30 protein-coding genes are annotated in these 17,106 nt (G+C 66.1%); all 30 read left to right on the top strand.

Annotated features, from left to right (window positions below):
- Window positions 1-17: 17 nt before the first annotated feature.
- The 30 genes from ACNQR1_RS09630 to ACNQR1_RS09485 all read left to right on the top strand — a co-directional run bounded on the left by ACNQR1_RS09630 (window position 18) and on the right by ACNQR1_RS09485 (window position 17,029).
- Window positions 18-1,334, top strand: coding sequence for a hypothetical protein (locus ACNQR1_RS09630; protein WP_418045567.1), 1,317 nt, complete (start codon window positions 18-20; stop codon window positions 1,332-1,334).
- A 32-nt stretch (window positions 1,335-1,366) separates the two neighbouring features.
- Window positions 1,367-1,789 carry a hypothetical protein gene (locus tag ACNQR1_RS09625; RefSeq protein ID WP_418045566.1) on the top strand — a complete coding sequence of 141 codons (423 nt, stop codon included), beginning with the start codon at window positions 1,367-1,369 and terminating at the stop codon, window positions 1,787-1,789.
- Window positions 1,786-2,163 (top strand): hypothetical protein, encoded by a 378-nt coding sequence (locus tag ACNQR1_RS09620; protein WP_418045565.1) that lies wholly within the window; start codon window positions 1,786-1,788, stop codon window positions 2,161-2,163. The genes ACNQR1_RS09625 and ACNQR1_RS09620 overlap by 4 nt, the downstream gene beginning before the upstream one ends.
- Window positions 2,160-2,405, top strand: coding sequence for a glutaredoxin family protein (locus ACNQR1_RS09615; RefSeq protein ID WP_418045564.1), 246 nt, complete (start codon window positions 2,160-2,162; stop codon window positions 2,403-2,405). The genes ACNQR1_RS09620 and ACNQR1_RS09615 overlap by 4 nt, the downstream gene beginning before the upstream one ends.
- Entirely contained in the window at window positions 2,402-2,746 is a 345-nt protein-coding gene (locus ACNQR1_RS09610) for a hypothetical protein (RefSeq protein ID WP_418045563.1), read from the top strand. The genes ACNQR1_RS09615 and ACNQR1_RS09610 overlap by 4 nt, the downstream gene beginning before the upstream one ends.
- Window positions 2,743-3,012 (top strand): hypothetical protein, encoded by a 270-nt coding sequence (locus tag ACNQR1_RS09605; protein ID WP_418045562.1) that lies wholly within the window; start codon window positions 2,743-2,745, stop codon window positions 3,010-3,012. Before ACNQR1_RS09610 ends, ACNQR1_RS09605 begins: the two co-directional genes overlap by 4 nt.
- 1 nt (window position 3,013) lies before the next feature.
- Window positions 3,014-3,313, top strand: a complete 300-nt coding sequence (locus tag ACNQR1_RS09600) for a hypothetical protein (protein ID WP_418045561.1) — start codon at window positions 3,014-3,016, stop codon at window positions 3,311-3,313.
- On the top strand, window positions 3,313-3,600 hold the full coding sequence (locus tag ACNQR1_RS09595; RefSeq protein ID WP_418045560.1) for a hypothetical protein: 288 nt from the start codon (window positions 3,313-3,315) through the stop codon (window positions 3,598-3,600). The genes ACNQR1_RS09600 and ACNQR1_RS09595 overlap by 1 nt, the downstream gene beginning before the upstream one ends.
- A complete protein-coding gene (locus tag ACNQR1_RS09590) occupies window positions 3,600-3,821 on the top strand; it encodes a hypothetical protein (RefSeq protein ID WP_418045559.1) in 222 nt (73 codons plus the stop codon). The genes ACNQR1_RS09595 and ACNQR1_RS09590 overlap by 1 nt, the downstream gene beginning before the upstream one ends.
- Before the next feature lie 210 nt (window positions 3,822-4,031).
- Window positions 4,032-4,322: a hypothetical protein gene (locus tag ACNQR1_RS09585; protein ID WP_418045558.1), complete on the top strand. Its 291-nt coding sequence runs from the start codon at window positions 4,032-4,034 to the stop codon at window positions 4,320-4,322.
- Entirely contained in the window at window positions 4,319-4,534 is a 216-nt protein-coding gene (locus tag ACNQR1_RS09580) for a hypothetical protein (RefSeq protein WP_418045557.1), read from the top strand. The genes ACNQR1_RS09585 and ACNQR1_RS09580 overlap by 4 nt, the downstream gene beginning before the upstream one ends.
- 123 nt (window positions 4,535-4,657) lie before the next feature.
- Window positions 4,658-5,269 (top strand): hypothetical protein, encoded by a 612-nt coding sequence (locus ACNQR1_RS09575; protein ID WP_418045556.1) that lies wholly within the window; start codon window positions 4,658-4,660, stop codon window positions 5,267-5,269.
- Window positions 5,269-5,646, top strand: coding sequence for a hypothetical protein (locus ACNQR1_RS09570; RefSeq protein WP_418045555.1), 378 nt, complete (start codon window positions 5,269-5,271; stop codon window positions 5,644-5,646). Before ACNQR1_RS09575 ends, ACNQR1_RS09570 begins: the two co-directional genes overlap by 1 nt.
- A complete protein-coding gene (locus ACNQR1_RS09565) occupies window positions 5,636-6,679 on the top strand; it encodes a hypothetical protein (RefSeq protein ID WP_418045554.1) in 1,044 nt (347 codons plus the stop codon). The genes ACNQR1_RS09570 and ACNQR1_RS09565 overlap by 11 nt, the downstream gene beginning before the upstream one ends.
- Window positions 6,676-6,981 carry a hypothetical protein gene (locus ACNQR1_RS09560; RefSeq protein WP_418045553.1) on the top strand — a complete coding sequence of 102 codons (306 nt, stop codon included), beginning with the start codon at window positions 6,676-6,678 and terminating at the stop codon, window positions 6,979-6,981. Before ACNQR1_RS09565 ends, ACNQR1_RS09560 begins: the two co-directional genes overlap by 4 nt.
- Window positions 6,978-7,520, top strand: coding sequence for a hypothetical protein (locus ACNQR1_RS09555; protein WP_418045552.1), 543 nt, complete (start codon window positions 6,978-6,980; stop codon window positions 7,518-7,520). Before ACNQR1_RS09560 ends, ACNQR1_RS09555 begins: the two co-directional genes overlap by 4 nt.
- Window positions 7,511-8,029, top strand: coding sequence for an NUMOD4 motif-containing HNH endonuclease (locus ACNQR1_RS09550; RefSeq protein WP_418045551.1), 519 nt, complete (start codon window positions 7,511-7,513; stop codon window positions 8,027-8,029). Before ACNQR1_RS09555 ends, ACNQR1_RS09550 begins: the two co-directional genes overlap by 10 nt.
- 114 nt (window positions 8,030-8,143) lie before the next feature.
- On the top strand, window positions 8,144-8,950 hold the full coding sequence (locus tag ACNQR1_RS09545; RefSeq protein WP_418045550.1) for a hypothetical protein: 807 nt from the start codon (window positions 8,144-8,146) through the stop codon (window positions 8,948-8,950).
- 326 nt (window positions 8,951-9,276) lie between these two features.
- Window positions 9,277-9,585: an HNH endonuclease gene (locus ACNQR1_RS09540; RefSeq protein ID WP_418045549.1), complete on the top strand. Its 309-nt coding sequence runs from the start codon at window positions 9,277-9,279 to the stop codon at window positions 9,583-9,585.
- 24 nt (window positions 9,586-9,609) lie between these two features.
- Entirely contained in the window at window positions 9,610-10,047 is a 438-nt protein-coding gene (locus ACNQR1_RS09535) for a hypothetical protein (RefSeq protein WP_418045548.1), read from the top strand.
- Window positions 10,004-11,674 (top strand): hypothetical protein, encoded by a 1,671-nt coding sequence (locus tag ACNQR1_RS09530; RefSeq protein WP_418045547.1) that lies wholly within the window; start codon window positions 10,004-10,006, stop codon window positions 11,672-11,674. The genes ACNQR1_RS09535 and ACNQR1_RS09530 overlap by 44 nt, the downstream gene beginning before the upstream one ends.
- A complete protein-coding gene (locus tag ACNQR1_RS09525) occupies window positions 11,671-11,880 on the top strand; it encodes a hypothetical protein (RefSeq protein WP_418045546.1) in 210 nt (69 codons plus the stop codon). Before ACNQR1_RS09530 ends, ACNQR1_RS09525 begins: the two co-directional genes overlap by 4 nt.
- Before the next feature lie 6 nt (window positions 11,881-11,886).
- Window positions 11,887-13,191, top strand: coding sequence for a phage portal protein (locus ACNQR1_RS09520; RefSeq protein WP_418045545.1), 1,305 nt, complete (start codon window positions 11,887-11,889; stop codon window positions 13,189-13,191).
- A complete protein-coding gene (locus ACNQR1_RS09515; RefSeq protein ID WP_418045544.1) occupies window positions 13,191-13,946 on the top strand; it encodes an HK97 family phage prohead protease in 756 nt (251 codons plus the stop codon). The genes ACNQR1_RS09520 and ACNQR1_RS09515 overlap by 1 nt, the downstream gene beginning before the upstream one ends.
- A 29-nt stretch (window positions 13,947-13,975) precedes the next feature.
- Complete coding sequence (locus ACNQR1_RS09510) at window positions 13,976-15,289, top strand: phage major capsid protein (protein WP_418050325.1); 1,314 nt, start codon at window positions 13,976-13,978, stop codon at window positions 15,287-15,289.
- A 75-nt stretch (window positions 15,290-15,364) separates the two neighbouring features.
- Entirely contained in the window at window positions 15,365-15,547 is a 183-nt protein-coding gene (locus ACNQR1_RS09505) for a hypothetical protein (RefSeq protein ID WP_418045543.1), read from the top strand.
- Window positions 15,537-16,019 carry a hypothetical protein gene (locus ACNQR1_RS09500; protein ID WP_418045542.1) on the top strand — a complete coding sequence of 161 codons (483 nt, stop codon included), beginning with the start codon at window positions 15,537-15,539 and terminating at the stop codon, window positions 16,017-16,019. The genes ACNQR1_RS09505 and ACNQR1_RS09500 overlap by 11 nt, the downstream gene beginning before the upstream one ends.
- The gene (locus ACNQR1_RS09495) at window positions 16,019-16,348 is read left to right on the top strand and encodes a hypothetical protein (RefSeq protein WP_418045541.1); all 330 of its coding nucleotides are present in this window, start codon (window positions 16,019-16,021) and stop codon (window positions 16,346-16,348) included. The genes ACNQR1_RS09500 and ACNQR1_RS09495 overlap by 1 nt, the downstream gene beginning before the upstream one ends.
- On the top strand, window positions 16,348-16,650 hold the full coding sequence (locus ACNQR1_RS09490; protein ID WP_418045540.1) for a hypothetical protein: 303 nt from the start codon (window positions 16,348-16,350) through the stop codon (window positions 16,648-16,650). The genes ACNQR1_RS09495 and ACNQR1_RS09490 overlap by 1 nt, the downstream gene beginning before the upstream one ends.
- Window positions 16,628-17,029, top strand: a complete 402-nt coding sequence (locus tag ACNQR1_RS09485) for a hypothetical protein (RefSeq protein ID WP_418045539.1) — start codon at window positions 16,628-16,630, stop codon at window positions 17,027-17,029. Before ACNQR1_RS09490 ends, ACNQR1_RS09485 begins: the two co-directional genes overlap by 23 nt.
- The last annotated feature ends 77 nt before the right edge of the window (window positions 17,030-17,106 follow it).

The following is a 17,106-nucleotide window of genomic DNA, read 5'->3' as shown; positions in this document are numbered from 1 at the left end:
ACCGAGAGGAATCCCCCATGCCTTCAACCGATGTCGCGACCGTCGAGGAATCGTCGCTCGAACTGCTGCCCCCGACCCAGGCCCCGTCACTGGTGGCGCGGCAGATGCTCGTGGCGCACGCCGAGATGATGCAGACCGCCTGGGAACTCGCGTCGAAGATGTGCAACACCAAGATGGTGCCGGCTCGGTTCTTCCAGAAGCCGGAGGATGGCACCGCCGCGATCCTCTACGGCGCGGAGCTCGGTCTGAACCCGATTCAGTCGCTGCAGCGAGTGATCCCCATCCACGGCATGCCGTCGATGGAGGCCCGGACGATGGTCGCACTGCTTAAGGCTCGCGGCTACAAGGTCAAGACCACCGCGCAGAGCAGCGAGTCCGTCACGGTGCAGGGCATCGACCTCGACGGCGAGACCTACGAAGCCACCTGGACGATCGAGCGCGCGCGGCAGGCCGGATATGTGCCCGAGATCAACCCGCAGACCGGGAAGTACAAGACCAACGCCAACGGCAAGCTGATCGGCAATGAGAAGTACCTGACCGATCCGCAGGCCATGCTCAAGGCCAAGGCGCAGTCCGAGGTGTGCCGCGACATGGCACCCGATGTGCTGATGGGTATCTCGTACACCAGCGAGGAATTGCAGTCGGAGAACTGGGACAACGGCGCCACGTTGGCCCAGGCGCAGGTGCAGGCGCCGAAGGGTCGTGGCGCGGTGATCACCACGGACGACATCCTGGCCGATGAGGTCCCGGTCCCCGCCGCCGAGCCGGTGCCTGCGGAGGACGAGGCCCGGGCCGACGCGGTGCAGCGCGCCAAGGACCACCTCGACGCCGGAACGATGCCTGATCCCAGCGAGGACATCGAAGCGGCCGAGGCGTACGCCGAGCAGAACCTGAGCGATGACGAGGCTCTGACGTACCTGTCCGGGGGCGACGGTGTCGCGGAGTCGGATCCGGCCGACGAGCACGCCGACCATTTGCACGTCGCCACCGATACCGAGCCGGAACCGGCTGCCGCCGAACCTGAACCCGAGAACGCCCCCGCCGAGCCGGAGCCGGCGCCCGCACGGAAGGTGTCCAGTCGTCGCGCCGCGCTCGAACGCCGCCTGGTCAAGCTGATTGGCGCGGCTGACATCGGCGAGGACAACACGGAGGACCAGCTGATCGTCTACCGGTTCATCTTGGGCCGAAACGACGTTCAGTCGGTCGAGGAACTCAGCGATGAGCAGGTCGGAGTGATCTGCGACGCGCTCTACGACTGGCAGCAGAAGAAGCAGTTGGGCGAAAAGGTCACCGACATTTTGAACAACGCGACCCTCGCGTCCGAATCCGAGTAGTTCCCAACCAATTCCCGAAAGGAACCTTGCACATGCTCGTCAAAGATCAGCCCGAAGACCTGCCCACCACCAACGCCCTCGACGATGTCCCGGACGATCTGCTCGGAGGGCCGCAGCCTCCGGCGTACCTGAGCTTCGGCATGACCCCCGCCGCGATCGAGAACCCTCCCGCCAACGGCGATGTCGTGGTGTACATGGTGCGGGCCCGCTGCAAGGGTGAGCACGGCCCGCTGACCCGCGCGGACGGTGAGGAGCGGTACAAGCGCGACTTGCAGATCCAGGCGATCTGGCTGCCCGGGGAGCCGGAGCCTGAGGAGCCGAAGACGCAGGCCGAGTTGGACGCGGAGGCCGAGGCTGAGGCCGCCAAGGATCAGCCGCCGCTGTTCGGGGACGATCCGGACGCGGAGCTCGGCGACACGTTCGAGGGGCCCTCGTTCTCGGACGGTGAAGCGTGACCGCCCTGGTCTACGTCGACGTGGTGCGCGCTGAGCCGATCACGCGCGCCGAATGGGCCCAGGACCATCCCGGCTCGGACGTCGACGACGAGAACGCGGCCTACCGCAAGTACCTCGACGGTTTCCAGGCGTGGCGCTGGCTGGCCAAGTCGGGCGACAACCACGAGGTGCTGGCGGTCTCGTCCGAGCGGTACTTCAATCGAGGCGACTGCCTGCACGCCGTTGAGTTGTTGTTCGGCAACGGCTCTCACGTCTACCGGCGTGAGGCAGAGCACGGAAACGTGCTGTTGCGCTACGCGGATGGCAAGGCAGCTGAGGTGCTCAACATCGCCGACGACGGCACTGCCACGATTCGGCCGGAGCCGTCATCGTGACCGCCCCGGTGGTGACGGTGTACACGGCGACCGCGTGCCCGCAGTGCACGGCGACGAAGCAGCACCTGGTCAAGCTCGGCATCCCGTTCACCGAGGCGGCGATTGACGATCAGACGCGGGCCGCTGCAGCGGAGCTGGGCATCACGTCCGCGCCGATCGTGTGCGCGTCCGTGGATGGTGAGGAGCGCTGGTGGGGCGGTTACCGCCCGGACAGCATCAAGGCCCTGGTGAGTGCGGCATGAGCGGCCTGACACCGGAGCGCATCCGCGACGCCGCCGAAGTGCTGGAAACTCTTGCGTCGCGATTCAACAACCCGGACCCGGGTCTGGCTGTTTTCAGCGCCCACACCCTGAGGGGCGATGCCGACCACCTGGAGCGCGAGCAGGCCGAAGAAGCCAAGCGGGAGAAGCGCGTCGGTGATCTCGCAGCGGAACTGCGCGGCCTGTACTCCACACCCACAGCGGCGTGGTCTGACATCGCGCGCGCACTCCTGGAGCGTTACCCAGCTCTCGCCGATCCGGGCCCCTGCGATAAAGGGCCGTGCTGCCTCGCCAACCACCACGAGGGACGGTGCGAGCTATGACCGCCGTCATCGGTTTCCAAGTCCAGTGCGTGATCTGCCCGCAGCAGGCGCTCGTCGACGAGCAGCCCGACGGTGACTGGACGTGCCCGCGCTGCGCCGAGGTGACTGGCGGGTTCGGGGACGTCGACGTCGCGGCGGCTGAGCGTCCGGACGAGCGGCAGAACCGGCTGATCGGCGGCGCCATCGACATGGCCCACGCGACCAGCCAGCCAGCCGGTTGCGCCTGGGACGGCGACGAGTGGTGGCTGAACAAGGTGCGTGGCTGACATGGACACACGTGAAGTGGTCGAACACGCCGCCGAACTCGGATTTCTGAGTGGTGTGGATCTAGCGAAGGCGCGCAGGCTCGCCGAGGCACACCAGCAGGTGCGCAGCCTCATGCACACGCGCATCGACGCAATGGTTGGCGCGTTCGACAACCACGATCCCGGCATCCTCCGGGCCAAGGACGTCGACGCGGTGGAGGACATGTACCGGTGCCCGCGCGACTGCGGATTCGTTGGCACTGAGGCCGAGTGGAAGCGGCACCTGGCCGACAAACTCGCCGACGCACTGGCAGGTGCCTGATGGCCGACGAGTACGGGACCGACGAGAGCGGCGACCGCGGCTACCTCGTGCCGCGTGGGAGCGAAGCCCACTACCGCTACGGATACCAGGTTGGTGACGCGGCACCTCGCTACCTGGGCATCATCAGCGACTACAAGAAAGCCGTCGAGAAGGCCAAGACCGCCGCCGTCGAGGTACGCGAGGAACTGGCCAAGCTCGGCGCACCAACCGACGTGGCGTGGTGGACGCAAAAGGTCACCAGCACAACGACCGTCGACGGTGACGAGCCGAAGGTCGAGGCGATCTGATGACCGCCGCGACGCTCACTGAGGATCAGCGGTGGCTGCTGTACGTGGCTGCGCGGCACGTGATGCCGATCGCGCTGATCGATCCCGACTACGGGATCACCAGCATCAAGCAGAGCCACGCCGGCGGATGCTGGCCGCCCGGGCGTGGGTGTGGCCATCCCGTCCGCACCGCCAAGGACTGGGCCGAGCACGTCAACCAGGCGCTCGGCGGTGCCCAGTGAGCGCGCGCCGACCGTGGTTCGAGACCGGTGCCGCGCCAGCCGAACAGATCGACATGAAGCGGACAGATCGCCCGTGCGAGGGCTGTTTCCGGTCCTCGTGCCCGGCCGCCTGCCCGCACGCAATCCCGGAGCGTGCCCTGTGAGCGCGGAGTTTGTGCGTTGGTGCCAGACCCAGCGCGCCCTGTACGGATCAATGTGGAGGACAAGACGATGAGCGACCCGTACTGCATCGAGTGTGGCGAAATCGTGCCCGGGACCGAGTGCTACGACGACAACGGGACGCCCATGCACGCGAGCGGCGTCACCGGGCTTGCCGAACCGCACGAACTGGGGGACCGCATCAAGGTCCAGCCGGTCCGTGCCACCAACGGACGCATCCAAGGCTGGGCAATCAACCGAGGCAACAGAGAACTTGGGTTTTACACGCTTGACCGGCTTGACCGGAGCGCCCACGCACGCGCCATGATCCGCGCCCAACGCATCGCGCGAGGTGCCCGATGACGCGTCAGCTTCCGAAACCTGTTGCCGCCACGCTCGGCTGGGTCATCTTCGGCACCATCAACGCAGCCATCTACAGCGGCGGCTGGGCGCTCATGCGCATCGACGACCTGTGCGCGGCCCGGCGCCGAGCCTGGACCCTGCTGCTCAACGAATACCAGGCCCGCCGCGTCGGCGCCCACACCGAGAAATGGCTCAAGGACGGTGCCCGATGACAACTCCCGAAATGTGGTGCATGCGCCACCAAACGACCCGGGAACTGTGCCCGCGACTGGTCGGCTGCGACCCGCGGTGCCGTGCTGATGACCGCGCGGTCAGCTCGACGCACGAGGCCGCCAATGTCTGACATCCGGCCTCCGATCCCCGCCACATGCGAATCCCGTCCCACCATCGGCGGGCTCGTAATCCCTTGGATCAACGTCCAACTCGCAGACGGCGGGGTCGACTTCCGTTCCCAGCACAGCAGCCGCGCACAGAGCTGCTTTCTCGAATCCCTGTGCCAGGTCTGTGGAACCTTCATGGCCGGCCCGCCGTATGTGCTGATCGGCGGGCCCGGCCAGCTCGCCCGCCTGCAGTTCGACGAGCCGCCACTGCACCCCGAGTGCGCCGCGTACGTCTCCAGCGCCTGCCCCATGGTCGCCGGCCGAATGGAACGGTTCGCCGACCGTGACCCGATCAGTGAGAGCCACCGAGGCGAGGTGTGCCCCGACCCCGACTGCGACTGCGGCGGCTGGGTTCCTACCCCCGACTCAGCGCGAGTGCCGAACGGCCGCCCCGCGCACGACTGGTACGCCGTGTACGCCACCACCTACGCCGTCGGCGCTACCCCTGACGGCCGCGCACACTCCGCGATCCTGACAGCCGATCACGTCCGCGCCGTGCGTCACATCTCAACACCCGGCGTCGGCCGCACCTGGAAACGGGTCTCACTCGACGAGGCGGTGCGCTGATGCCGATCCGCCCCGAGAACCGCGACCGCTACCCACGCGACTGGAAACAGATCAGCGAACGGATCCGGTTCGAACGCGCCCAGAGCCGCTGTGAGTGCCAAGGCGAGTGCGGCCGCGGCACCCACACCGGACGGTGCCCAAACCGCCACGGACAGCCCGCATACGGCACCGGCAGCAAGGTCGTGCTCACAGTCGCCCACCTCAACCACACGCCCGAGGACTGCGCCGACGACAACCTCCGTGCGATGTGCCAGGGCTGCCATCTCCACTACGACATCGAGCACCACATGCAAACCGCCGCCCAGTCGCGCACCGCCGCGCTGGAGGCACAGATGGACCCGCTATTCGACATCCAGGAGGCCCACCGTGGCGCGTGAATACGCTCGCATCCGCATCAGCATCGCCGGCGACGACCACATCGAGGAACTCAGCCCCGCGGCCCAGTGGCTCTACTTCCGGATCCTCATCCCCGACCCACAGCTCACCCACTGCGGCGTCACCCGCTGGCTGCCCAAGCGGCTCATCCACAAGGCCGCCGGCCTCACCCTCGACTACATCCTGGCGGCCGCGGCCGAGCTCGAACGCGAACGCTTCGCCCTCTTCGACGACAACACCGAAGAGGTCTTGGTCCGGTCCTACCTTCGATCGGAGGAGCTGCTGCGCAACCCGAAGATGGCTGTCGCTGTGGGCGACGCGTACCTCGGTGTGGCGTCCCGTCAACTCAAGGCAGCGATCGCGTCAGAGGTTCACCGGGACAAGGCCGATCATCCGGATTACTCGTCGTGGACGCACTCGATCAGCCGTGAAGCGGTGGAGTTATTACTGACCGCGAAGACCTCGGATGAGGTTCCGTATGTGGACACGTTCACCAATCCGAACCCGGTGAGAAATGGTGATACCGAACCGGTCCCGACTACCAACCGGAACAGGAATCAGAAACCCAATCCCGACCGGGGTGACGAAACCCAATCGGAACACCAAGCGGATTCCCTGCACCTAGTACCTACTTCCCTACAGCCTGCACATGTAGAGGGTTACGTAAGTACGGAAGGTAACCAGGGCACCGAGCCCGATCCGAGCAGCCCCCCGCCCCGCTACTGCCCCAAGCACATGCCCAGCGGCACCAACGAATCGTGCCCACCGTGCGGGAACCACCGACGCGCATTCGACGCGTGGATGGCCAACGCCACCCTCGACGAGAAACGAGCCGAGCAGGAACGCGCCCAGGCCGAAGCCGCCGAACGCGCCCAGGCCGCCGCATCCCGGGCCATGTCCATCGCCGAATGCGAACTGTGCGACGACGACGGATACCGCGGCACCACGGTGTGCGACCACCAGGAGCACGCCGACACCAACGCTCGCGGCATGGCGATGGTCCGCGCCGCGATGGCCAAGGGAGACGACCAGTGAACGCCGCCGAGCACCTCGACAGCGCCAAAGCCGCCATCGCCCGCGGCAAGGCCCAAGACGCCACCGCCCACGCACTCATCGCCATCGCCGAACAAGGCCAACCCGTCGAGGTCGTCCTGGATCACAACGACCTCGCTGACGCGCCCGTGCCAGAGTTGCCGATCGGCAGGACCCGCACCGAGAAGCCCGACGCCGCAGCGTTCGTCCACGTGTGGGCGCTGTGCCCGTGCTGCGGCAAGCGCATGTGGATCATGTTCCGCGCGCAGAACAATCTGCTCGTAGCGGAGGCGAATCACCAGTGATCGTCGCCGGTATCGACCCCAGCCTCACCAGCGCAGGCGTCGCCATCCTCAACTGCGGCCGGCCCACCCTGGTCGCCAGATTCGGCCACGGCGGCCACAACGGCGCCACCTACCAGACCCGCAGCCGCCGCGTCCGCAAGCAAGTCGCCGACGTCACCCGCGCCATCGGCCGACCCGACCTCGCCGTCATCGAGGAACACCCCTACGCCGTCCGCATCAGCGCCGGCGAATTCGACCGATCCGCCCTCTGGCACGGCATCTACGGCCAACTCGACGCCAAAGGCATCCCCGTCGTCGTCATGAACAACACCACCGCCAAGAAGTGGATCACCGGCAAGGGCAACGCCAAGAAGCCCGACATCATCGCCGCCGTCAACGAATGGTGGAGCGCCGACTCGCTATTCGAGCCCGTCGACAACGACGACATCGCCGACGCTCTCGGCCTGGCCGCCATCGGCGCATTCCACCTCGGCGACCCCATGCCCTTCCCCGTGAAACCCCGCCACACAACAGGTCTGGAGAAAGTCCAATGGCCGTGACCGAACAATGGCGCCCAATCCCAGGATTCGAGGGCGCCTACGAAGTCAGCGACCAAGGCCAGGTCCGCAGCCTCGACCGAGTCACTGGACGACAGCGCCCCACCAAACGCCAAGGGAAGCTCCTCAAACAAGCGCCCACATCGAGCGGCCGATACCTGACAGTCAGCCTCTACGACGGCACCCGACGCACCAACGCCCGAGTTCACCGGCTGATCCTCACCGCATTCGTAGGCCCCTGCCCAGTCGGCATGGAATGCCTGCACGCCAACGACATTGGAACCGACAACCGACTCGAAAACCTCCGCTGGGGAACCCGCAGCACCAACACCACCGACAAAGTTCAGAACGGCCGACACCCAGTAGCCAACAGGACCCACTGCGACTTCGGCCACGAATTCACCCCCGAGAACACCGTCTACCGGAAAACCGGCTGGGGCACCTACCGACGCTGCCTGACCTGCAAACGCCGCGAAGACCGCGACGCCAAGCGCAAGAAGCGAGCCGCATAGATGACCACTCGGACTCCATGCGCCAGCTGCACAGCACCGTCAACGCTCTACCTGTGCTCTCACTGCACCAACAACCTGAGGGCACAACTACGGGCGCTCGTCCACGGACCCGAAGTGGCCGGCCGCCGCACCGCGGGCACGCTTGAGGATCTCGGCGACGTGGCACTTGGACGCACACGAATGGCAACCGGCGGAAGTGGACATCGGAAGCGCGGCGACGAATTCAAGTCGCTATTCGAGCCCGACACCGAAAACGGGCGCCGAACACGCCAAGCCGACGCGGCCATCCTCCTCGGCGAGATCAACACCACGCTCGTGCTCATCATCGAAACCATCCACACCGGCGTCATCACCCCACGCGCCACCAGCACCGACATGGCCATCTACCTCACCCACCACGTCCCGGCCATTGCCCAGCACGAACAGGCAGGCCACTGGCACAACACGCTCACCAGCCTGACCAAACGCATCGAACGGATCACCGACCGCCCAGCCCGACGCGTCTGGCTCGGCCCCTGCCCCACCTGGGATGAAACCACCCGCCATGCTTGCGGCGCAGACCTCTACGCACCCGAGGACGCCATCGAAGTCTACTGCCGCGCATGCCGCGCAACACACAACTGCAATCGCCTAAAGCTGTTGCAGCAGAACGATATTGAACGAAAGCTACTCACCTGGGATCAGGTACTCAACGCCAACAAGTGGCAGCCCGACGACTGCCGCGTACCCGAACGCACACTGCGACACTGGCGCAAGACCGGCAAGCTCACACCGAAAGGCTGGCTCCGACCCAACGGCCGACACGGCGGAACCCAACACAGCACCCAAGATCAGCCGCTCTACCGCTGGTCAGACGTCCGCCGCCTCCGCGCCGAGAAGCCGCAACGCGCAAACACGGGAGCCGCAGCACACAGGCGATGAACACCGCAGGTGCTACTCTTGCCGCATCAACTGGGACTGACCAACCGTGCCCAGAAACTCCCGCCCAGCAAACAACCAGCAGGGCAACCCAACCACCCCGATGCATGAATATGCACCCGCCATACGCATACTCATGCACTGTTTATGCACCGGAAACGCCACAAAACCGCAGGTCAGACGGGGTAAGGGGTCAAAATCGCTCTGACCAGCACCGATGGAAACCTCCCCGCGGTAGGGGTTCTCTCCCCCCGCGCGAAAATGTCGTTGCGTGGATGGTTATGCATGGGGTTTATGCAGGGTTTATTCACGTCTGGGGGTGCTAGCAAATGTCGGCTACGCACCAGGAGATTCGGGCGGTTCGGGAGTCGCGGCGGTACAAGAAGCTGCGTGGTGAGTTTCGGTCGGAGTGCGTTGACCTGCAGCTTCCGTGCTGGTTGTGTGGGAAGGCGATCGATTACGGCCTGCCGTCGGAGCATCCGGATGCGTGGAGTTTGGATCATGCGCACACGGTGAGTGAGTTCCTGGAGCTGGCGTTGGATCCGGCGAATTTCCGGCCGTCGCATCTGGATTGCAACAAGCGGCGTGGGAATGATGCGCCGTTCATTCAGCTGGGGACACCGAGTGAGGACTGGTGAGTTTGTGCTGGTCAGAGGCGTGTTGTGAAGGCTGCTGAGCGGGTCGAGCGGGAGCAGCGGATTCTGCAGCTGTGGATCTCCGGGGCGTCGTATCCGCGGATCGCGCAGGTTGTGGAGCTGTCGGCGCGGCAGGTGGAGCGGATCGTGCGGGCGGCGCTGGCGGCCGGGGCGTCGCGGCGCGCGCTGCTGACTGAGGAAGCTCTGGCGGTGCATCAGGAGCGGTTCGACACGCTGTTCGGCGCGCATTGGGGTCGGGCGTTGGAGGGTGATCACCGGTCGGCTGAGTTGTGCCGTCGCATGTTGGAGCAGAGCGCGAAGTTGCAGGGCCTGTATGCGGATGCTGCTCCGTTGCCGGCGCCGACGACCACGCCTCTGACCAGCGGTGATGGTGACGGTCGGGAGAGCGAGGAGCCTGTCGATGAGCTCTCGAAGCTCCGCGCTCGTCGCGACACCGCCGGCTAAAGGCTGCACGACTCCGCGGCTGTTCACGCCGCCGCTGCCGTCGAACTGCGACACTGAACGCACGGATGGCTGCTTGTGTGGCTGCGGGCTGAATCCGGACACGTCGTGGGGTTTCGAGTGCATCGAGTTCCTGGAGAACGTGCTGCGCTGGGAGCTGATCCCGTACCAGAAGTGGCTGTACATCCACGCCCTGGAGAAGGACGAGACCGGGCTGGGGTTCCGTTTTCGCACGCTGATCATCCTGATCGCGCGTCAGAACGGTAAAACCCAGTGGCTCAAGGGCCTTGGACTGTGGAAGCTGTATCTGGACGGCGCCGAGCAGGTGCTGATCACGGCTCAGAACCTGGAGCTGGCCGAGAAAACGCTGTCCGAGGCTGTCGCGGACGTGAAGGCGAATCGTCTTCTGCGGCGGGAGTATCGCCGGTTCTCGCAGACGAACGGCAAGTTCAAGCTGGTCTTGAAGTCGATCAACGAGTGCCGTCGGGCTCAGGGATTGGATCCGCTGGAGACGCCCAGCGCGGAGAACCCGCGGGAGTGGCGGACGACGCCGACGACCCGCAAGGGTGGCCGGTCGCTGTCGGTGGATCTGGCGATGCTCGACGAGTTGCGCGAGCACCAGAACTGGCTGGCGTGGAACGCGATCACGCCGACGACGAAGTCCCGGCCGCGGTCGCTGAATGTGGGTGCGTCGAACGCTGGCGATGCGTCGTCGGTGGTGTTGCGGTCGCTGCGCAACGCCGCGATCGGGAAGATCGAGGCCGGTTCGACGGAGAGCACTCAGGTGTTCCTGGCGGAGTGGTCGATCCCAGACGACGACGAGGCCGGCAACACTGTCGACTTCACGGATCCGCAGTACTGGCCGATGGCGAATCCGGGGATGGGTTACCTGCCTGGGCACACCATCCGTGACATGCAGGGCGTCCTGGAGGAGATGCAGGACAACCTGCCGGGGTTCCAAACCGAGTACTGCTGCATGTGGGTGTCGACGCTGAAGCCGGGCATCCTGCCGGGACCGGACTGGAAAGACACGACCGACACGGAGTCTCGGCGGCGCGAGGATGCGCCGGTGTGGGCGTCGCTCGACGTGAATTTCGAGCGGACCAAAGCGTACATCGGTGTGGCTGCGGAGCGTTCGGATGGGCGTTGGCACAACGAGGTGATCGCGGCGGCCCGCGGCACGGACTGGGTGTTGCCGTGGTTCACCGATCCGAAGCGGCTCGTCGAGGACGAGCTGGGCCCGATCACGGTGGACGGCAAGCAGTACCGGTCGAAGTTCGCCGGCGTGGTGATCCAGGCGCGTGGCGCTCCGGCTTCTGGGCTGATCGAGACGCTGACCGAGGCGGGTGTGCCGGTGGTGGAGCTCGGCGGCCCGGACCTGACGAAGTCGTACGGCGATTACTTCGACCTGCTGACTCAGCACCGGGTCCGGCACCGGCCGTCGCCGGCCCTGGATGAGGCGGCGGCGCACGCGCAGAAGAAGAACCTGGGCGATGCGTGGGTGTTGGACAGGAAACAGAACGACTGCTCGGCGGTGATCACCGTCGTGCAAGCGACGTGGGGCGCAACGAAACCCGTTGAGCCGGTACTGCAGTCGGCTTACGAAACTGAAGGGCTGATGGTCGTATGAGGCTGAAACGGCATCCAGGCCTGAACCGTGAGGTGCTGGTGTCGCTGTACTCCGGCAACGCGGTCCGCGGTGTGCTGACGAAGACACCGGGCCCGCTGCTCATCTTGCAGGGCTGCACCGTCCACGAGCCCGGTGCAGAAGCGGCGCCGGCGGACGGCGAGATCGTGATCGATCAGGCGAATGTGGACTACATCCAGCTACTTTGAGAGGCGGTGACCGTGGCTTTCGTCGCCTCCTCCGGCTCCGTGCAGAGTCTGTCTCGTCCGAATTATCGGGCGCCGCAGCGTATCGCGCTGTCGTCGACGTTCTCGGCGGACTACCACCAGATCTGGCGCACCCAGGCGTCGGTGCGGATGGTCGTCACGTTCCTGGCGCGCAACATCGCGCAGCTCGGCCTGCCGATGTATCAGCGCAACGGCGACGCGGATCGCACGCGGCTGCAGGACCATCCGCTGGCGAAGCTGCTGCGGCAGCCGAACCCGTGGACGACGCGGTATCGGTTCATCAACGCCCTGGTCCACGACTTCGCGATCCATGACGTGGCGTACTTCTTGAAGACCAAGGTCGACGGGTCGACGGCCGGTCTGACGCGTCTGCCTCCGATGATGGTGACGCCGAAGGGTGACAACTGGCTGACGCCTGAGAAGTTCGAGGTGGCCGGCACCAAGGGCCGCAAGTCCTACGACGCCGATGAGGTGTTGTATCTCCGCGGATACGGCGGCGGCGACGGCATCGACGACGCCGGTGTTTCGCCGCTGGAGTCGTTGCGACAGACGCTCCGCGAGGAGTGGAGCGGGTCGCAAATGCGCGAGCAGATCATGCGCAACGGCGCCCGGGTGTCCGGGTATCTGGAGCGGCCAGCCTCGACGTCGCAGTGGAGCAAGGAAGCGCGGGACCGCTTCCGTGATTCCTGGCGGTCGCAGTATCAGGGCGACGGCGCAGCGCAGGCCGGCGGAACACCCATCCTCGAGGACGGCATGACCTTCAAGGAGGCCAGCCAGACCGCGAAGGATCTGCAGTACGTCGAGGGCCGGAAGCTGACTCGAGAAGAAGTCGCCGCGGCGTACTTCATCCCGCCGCCGATGGTCGGGATCCTCGACAAGGCATCGTTCTCGAATATCACCGAGCAGCACAAGATGCTGTACCAGGACACGCTCGGCCCGTGGCTGGTGATGATCCAGGACGAGATCGCGCTGCAACTGATTCCCGATTTCGAGTCGAAGCCGTATGACTTCTACGTCGAGTTCAACCTGCGGGAGAAGCTGACCGGCAGCTTCGAGCAGCGCTCGGCGTCGATCCAGACGTCGGTGGGTGCGCCGTGGATGACCATCAACGAGGCTCGCGCGCTGGACAACCGGCCGCCGATCGAGGGCGGCGACGAACTGGTCCAGCCGCTGAACGTAACCCAGAACGGATCCCAGAACCCGATCCCCGCAGAGGACGGGTCGAACCCAACGACGAATCCCACCGAAGACGACGAGCCCGATCCGGACGACGAGGACGAGCAGGAGGACTGATGCTCACCAAGAGTGCACAAATCCAGGTGAAGGCCGGCCCCGACGACGGCCTGGCCGATGGCCAGTTCGTGGCCTACGCCTCGGTGTTCGGCAACAAGGACAGCTATGGCGACGTCGTGATGCCGGGCGCGTTCGCGAAAACCCTGGCCGAGTGGACGAAGTCGGGTGATCAGATCCCGGTCCTGTTCGGGCACAACATGAGCGATCCGGACTACAACCTCGGCGGCGTGCTGTCAGCCGAGGAGGACGCCGTCGGACTCAAGGTCACCATGCAGCTGGACCTGGAGAACCCGAAGGCGCTGCAGACCTACCGCATGCTCAAGGGACGTCGGATCCGGCAGATGTCGTTCGCGTATGACGAGATCGACTCCGGGCCCGCGGTGCACGACGGTGATCACGTCTGGGAGCTGCGGGAATTGAAGCTCTACGAGGTGTCGGTCGTGACGATCGGCGCCAATCAGGAGACCGAGATTCTGGCGGTGAAGTCGATGCCGTCGGTCGCGGAGCGCGCATTGCGCGACATCAAAGCTGGCCGCGTGCTGTCGGCCAAAAACGAGGGCGAACTACGCGGGGCACACGAGGCCATCGGCCGTGTCCTGTCCGCTCTCGACAGCACAGCAGACGAGGAGAAGGCCAGCGGCACTGGTCCGTCTCAGAAGGGTTCCGAGGCCTCGGAATCCGATGAGGCCAGCCAGGAGTCGTCCGTCGATACCTCGGCACTGGATCTGCTCGAAATCGAACTCGGTTCGAGCTAAACCCTCTACCAAGGAGATTCATCATGCCGATGACGGCAACCAAGCTGGCCGACCTCCAGAAGGCCGCGCTGGTACACACCACGAAGGCCCGCGAGATCATCGAGGCCAACGCCGACAAGGACCCGCACGACTGGTCCGAGGATGACCGCAAGGCCTACGACGAGGCCCTGGCCAAGGGCCGCGAGCAGCTCGAAGCGATCAAGACCGCCAAGGCTGATCTCGCGGTGATCGACTCGGCCAAGAGCTTGGCCGATGAGATCGGCCTGCCGGACTCGGCCAAGGATGACCTGGATGCGCTGGGCAACCGTCCCGTCCGCGAGCGGGTGAAGGCGCTGGGCCTGCAGGTCGTCGAGTCGCCGGAGTTCAAGGCGATGATGGCCCCGTTCGGCGGCGGCCGGATCCCCGAGAAGCAGCGGCTGCAGTCCGACCCGATCAGCGTCAAGGGCCTGTTCGTCGGTGGCACCGACACCAGCGCCGGCGCGTTCGTGGTCAACGAGCAGACCGGCATCGTGGAGATGCTGGGCCGCAAGGAACTGAAGATCCGCGACCTGGTCTCGGTGCGACGCACCGGTTCCGATGCCGTGGAGTACGTCGAGCAGACCTCGCACACCAACGCCGCGGCGGTGGTGCCGGAGGCGACCAGCTCAGCCCCGCCCGAGGCCGATGCTGACGGCGGCCCGCTGATCCAGGCCACCGGTGGCGGCTACAAGCCCGAGGGCTCGTGGGCGTTCGTGCGGCGCACCGCCAACGTCAAGACCATCGCCGAGTGGGTGCCGGCCACCAAGCGGGCACTGGCCGACGTGGCCGCCCTGGAGGGTCTGATCAACGACGAGCTCCGGGCCGACATCGCCGAGGCCGAAGAGGCGCAGATCCTCAACGGTGATGGTTCCGGTGAGAACTTCACCGGTATCGCCAACTGGTCGGGCATCCAGACCCAGGCGTTCGCGACGGACATCTTCACCACCGCCCGCAAGGCCATCACCAAGGCCCGCACGGTCGGCCGGGTGAACCCGAACGCGATCGTCGTGTCGCCGGCCACCGCGGAGGCCATCGACCTGGCCAAGGACGGCGAACAGCGTTACTACTACGGCGGCCCCTACTCGATGGGTGGGCGCACGCTGTGGGGCGTTCCGGTCGTCGAGTCCGAGAACCAGTCGGACGCCAACATCCTGGTCGGCGACTTCTCCAAGGCGGTCCTGTGGGACCGGGAGCAGACCACGGTGACGATGACCGACAGCCACGCAGACTTCTTCATCCGCAACCTGGTGGCGATCCTGGCCGAGGAGCGTCTGGCGTTCGCGCTGACACGCCCGAAGGCGATCGTCAAGGCCGCGCTGTCCTAACGGATGGCTCTGATCAGCTCGCAGCAGGCCGCGGGGGCAACCTCGCGGCCTGCTGCGCGTCAGGAAGGTAAACCGATGGCGCTCAACGAATACAACGTCGAGATCGACGGGCATAAGACCACGCTGCAGCTGTCTGATGAGGATGCGAAGGCCATGGGTCTGGCCGAGCCGGCGCCCGCGAAGGCCGCGCCCACCAAGGGCCGCACCGCGGCGAACAAGTCGCGCACTGCGGCCAACAAGAGCGGCAATGCCGGTTAGCGACCTCCCCGCGGAGGATCTTGCCGCGGTTCGCCGGTACTGCGGCTGGCACGTGTGCCCCGTCCTCACCGACGACATCGTCACCTTGGACGGTCCGGGCTCTGCGCTGCTGGTGTTGCCCACGCTGCGGATGTCCGAGCTGACGAAGGTCGTCGAGGACGGTGTCGAGCTCGACGTGTCGACGCTGGCGTGGTCGACGCGTGGCCTGGTGCGCAAGAAGTCCGGCGCATGGTGGTCCTGCGAGTACGGGGCGATCGAGGTCACGTTCACCCACGGCTTCACCGAGGTCGAGGCTGCGGACTGGGCGCGCACGGTGCAGCAGGTCGCCGACCGGAACGCGCGCATCGCGTCGAACGATCCGATCGCGGTGGGCCCGTTCCGGTGGGCAGAGAGCTCGGCTGCTGAGGGGTCGGCGTTCACCGGTGCAGAGCGGGCCACCCTCGATCTGTACCGGCTGGAGCGGCCCGCCTAATGTCCGAGACCGTGATCCGGCACCGCGGCGCGGCCCGGGACGAGAACGGCAAGCTGATCACCGCGGCCTCGTCAGTGCCCCTCACCGCGTTCTGCGTCGCCCCGGGCACCGGCGGAACGTCGGCAGGCACCAGCGGCGGCTCAGATCGCCGTGAGCGTGGCCGGACCGGTTCCGACAATGCCTGCGTCGTCTACTTTCTCGGCGCCCCGGACGTGGTCAGCGACGACGAGCTGACGGTCCGCGGACAGCGGTACAACATCACCGTCAACGACTGGCATCAGGGTGGCCGCGGTGGCCTCGAAGTGCTGTGCACCCGGGGGCAGGGCTGATGGCGTTCGAGCTGAATCTTGAAGGCGGCGCCGAGGTTCTGAAGGAACTGTCGGCGGGCGCGATCGCCGAGCTGGCGGCGCAGATCGCCGACGCCGCGGGTGAGGGCGCCGAGGTGACGATGAGCACCACTGACCGGGCGCGGGGCTCGGTGAGTGTGCCGGCTGAGGCTCAGGCCAAGGATGGCGTGCTGACGAAGGCGGCGGCTGCGGCCGGACTGGAAGTGACGTTGCGGCCACCGCGGCAACGCAAGTCGCGCAAGAGCAAGAAGGGTGCTGCCGGTGACGCTGCCAGTGACTCGTGAGCCGGTCGACGTCGCCCGGTTGGTGAAGGACTGGCTGAAAGCTGATGCGGTACTGGCGGCCCGGTTCCCCGAGTTGTCGTTCGCGTTGGAGTTGCCGTCTGGCTGGAGTCTCGGCGATCCGCCGGTGATGGTGATCGCTGACGACGGAAGCACGTTGGACATGTGGCCGGTGGCGACTGATCCGACGATCCGCGGCACGTCGTGGACGTCGGGCCGGGAACCGAAGTACGCGTACGCGGTGATGGCGCGGCTGCTGACCGCCCGAATCCCCGGTATCGCGGCGGTGCTGCCGGGGACGGGGTTCCTCGAAGCGCGCGACTCGAAGAACAGTGGCGACCTGTGCTCGTTCACGGTTCGCACCCGGGCGCGCACCAGGTAGCGCACGCTCACATCCCGAACCGACCCCACCCAATCCTGGGCGGGGTTTTTGTTGGCCCGCAAGGGCATTCGACGCCC

This window comes from Mycobacterium sp. 48b, from assembly GCF_048282725.1.
In the GTDB taxonomy this organism is placed as follows: domain Bacteria; phylum Actinomycetota; class Actinomycetes; order Mycobacteriales; family Mycobacteriaceae; genus Mycobacterium.
Note: the sequence above shows the minus strand (reverse complement) of the source record. Positions and strands in the feature narration are given on the sequence as shown.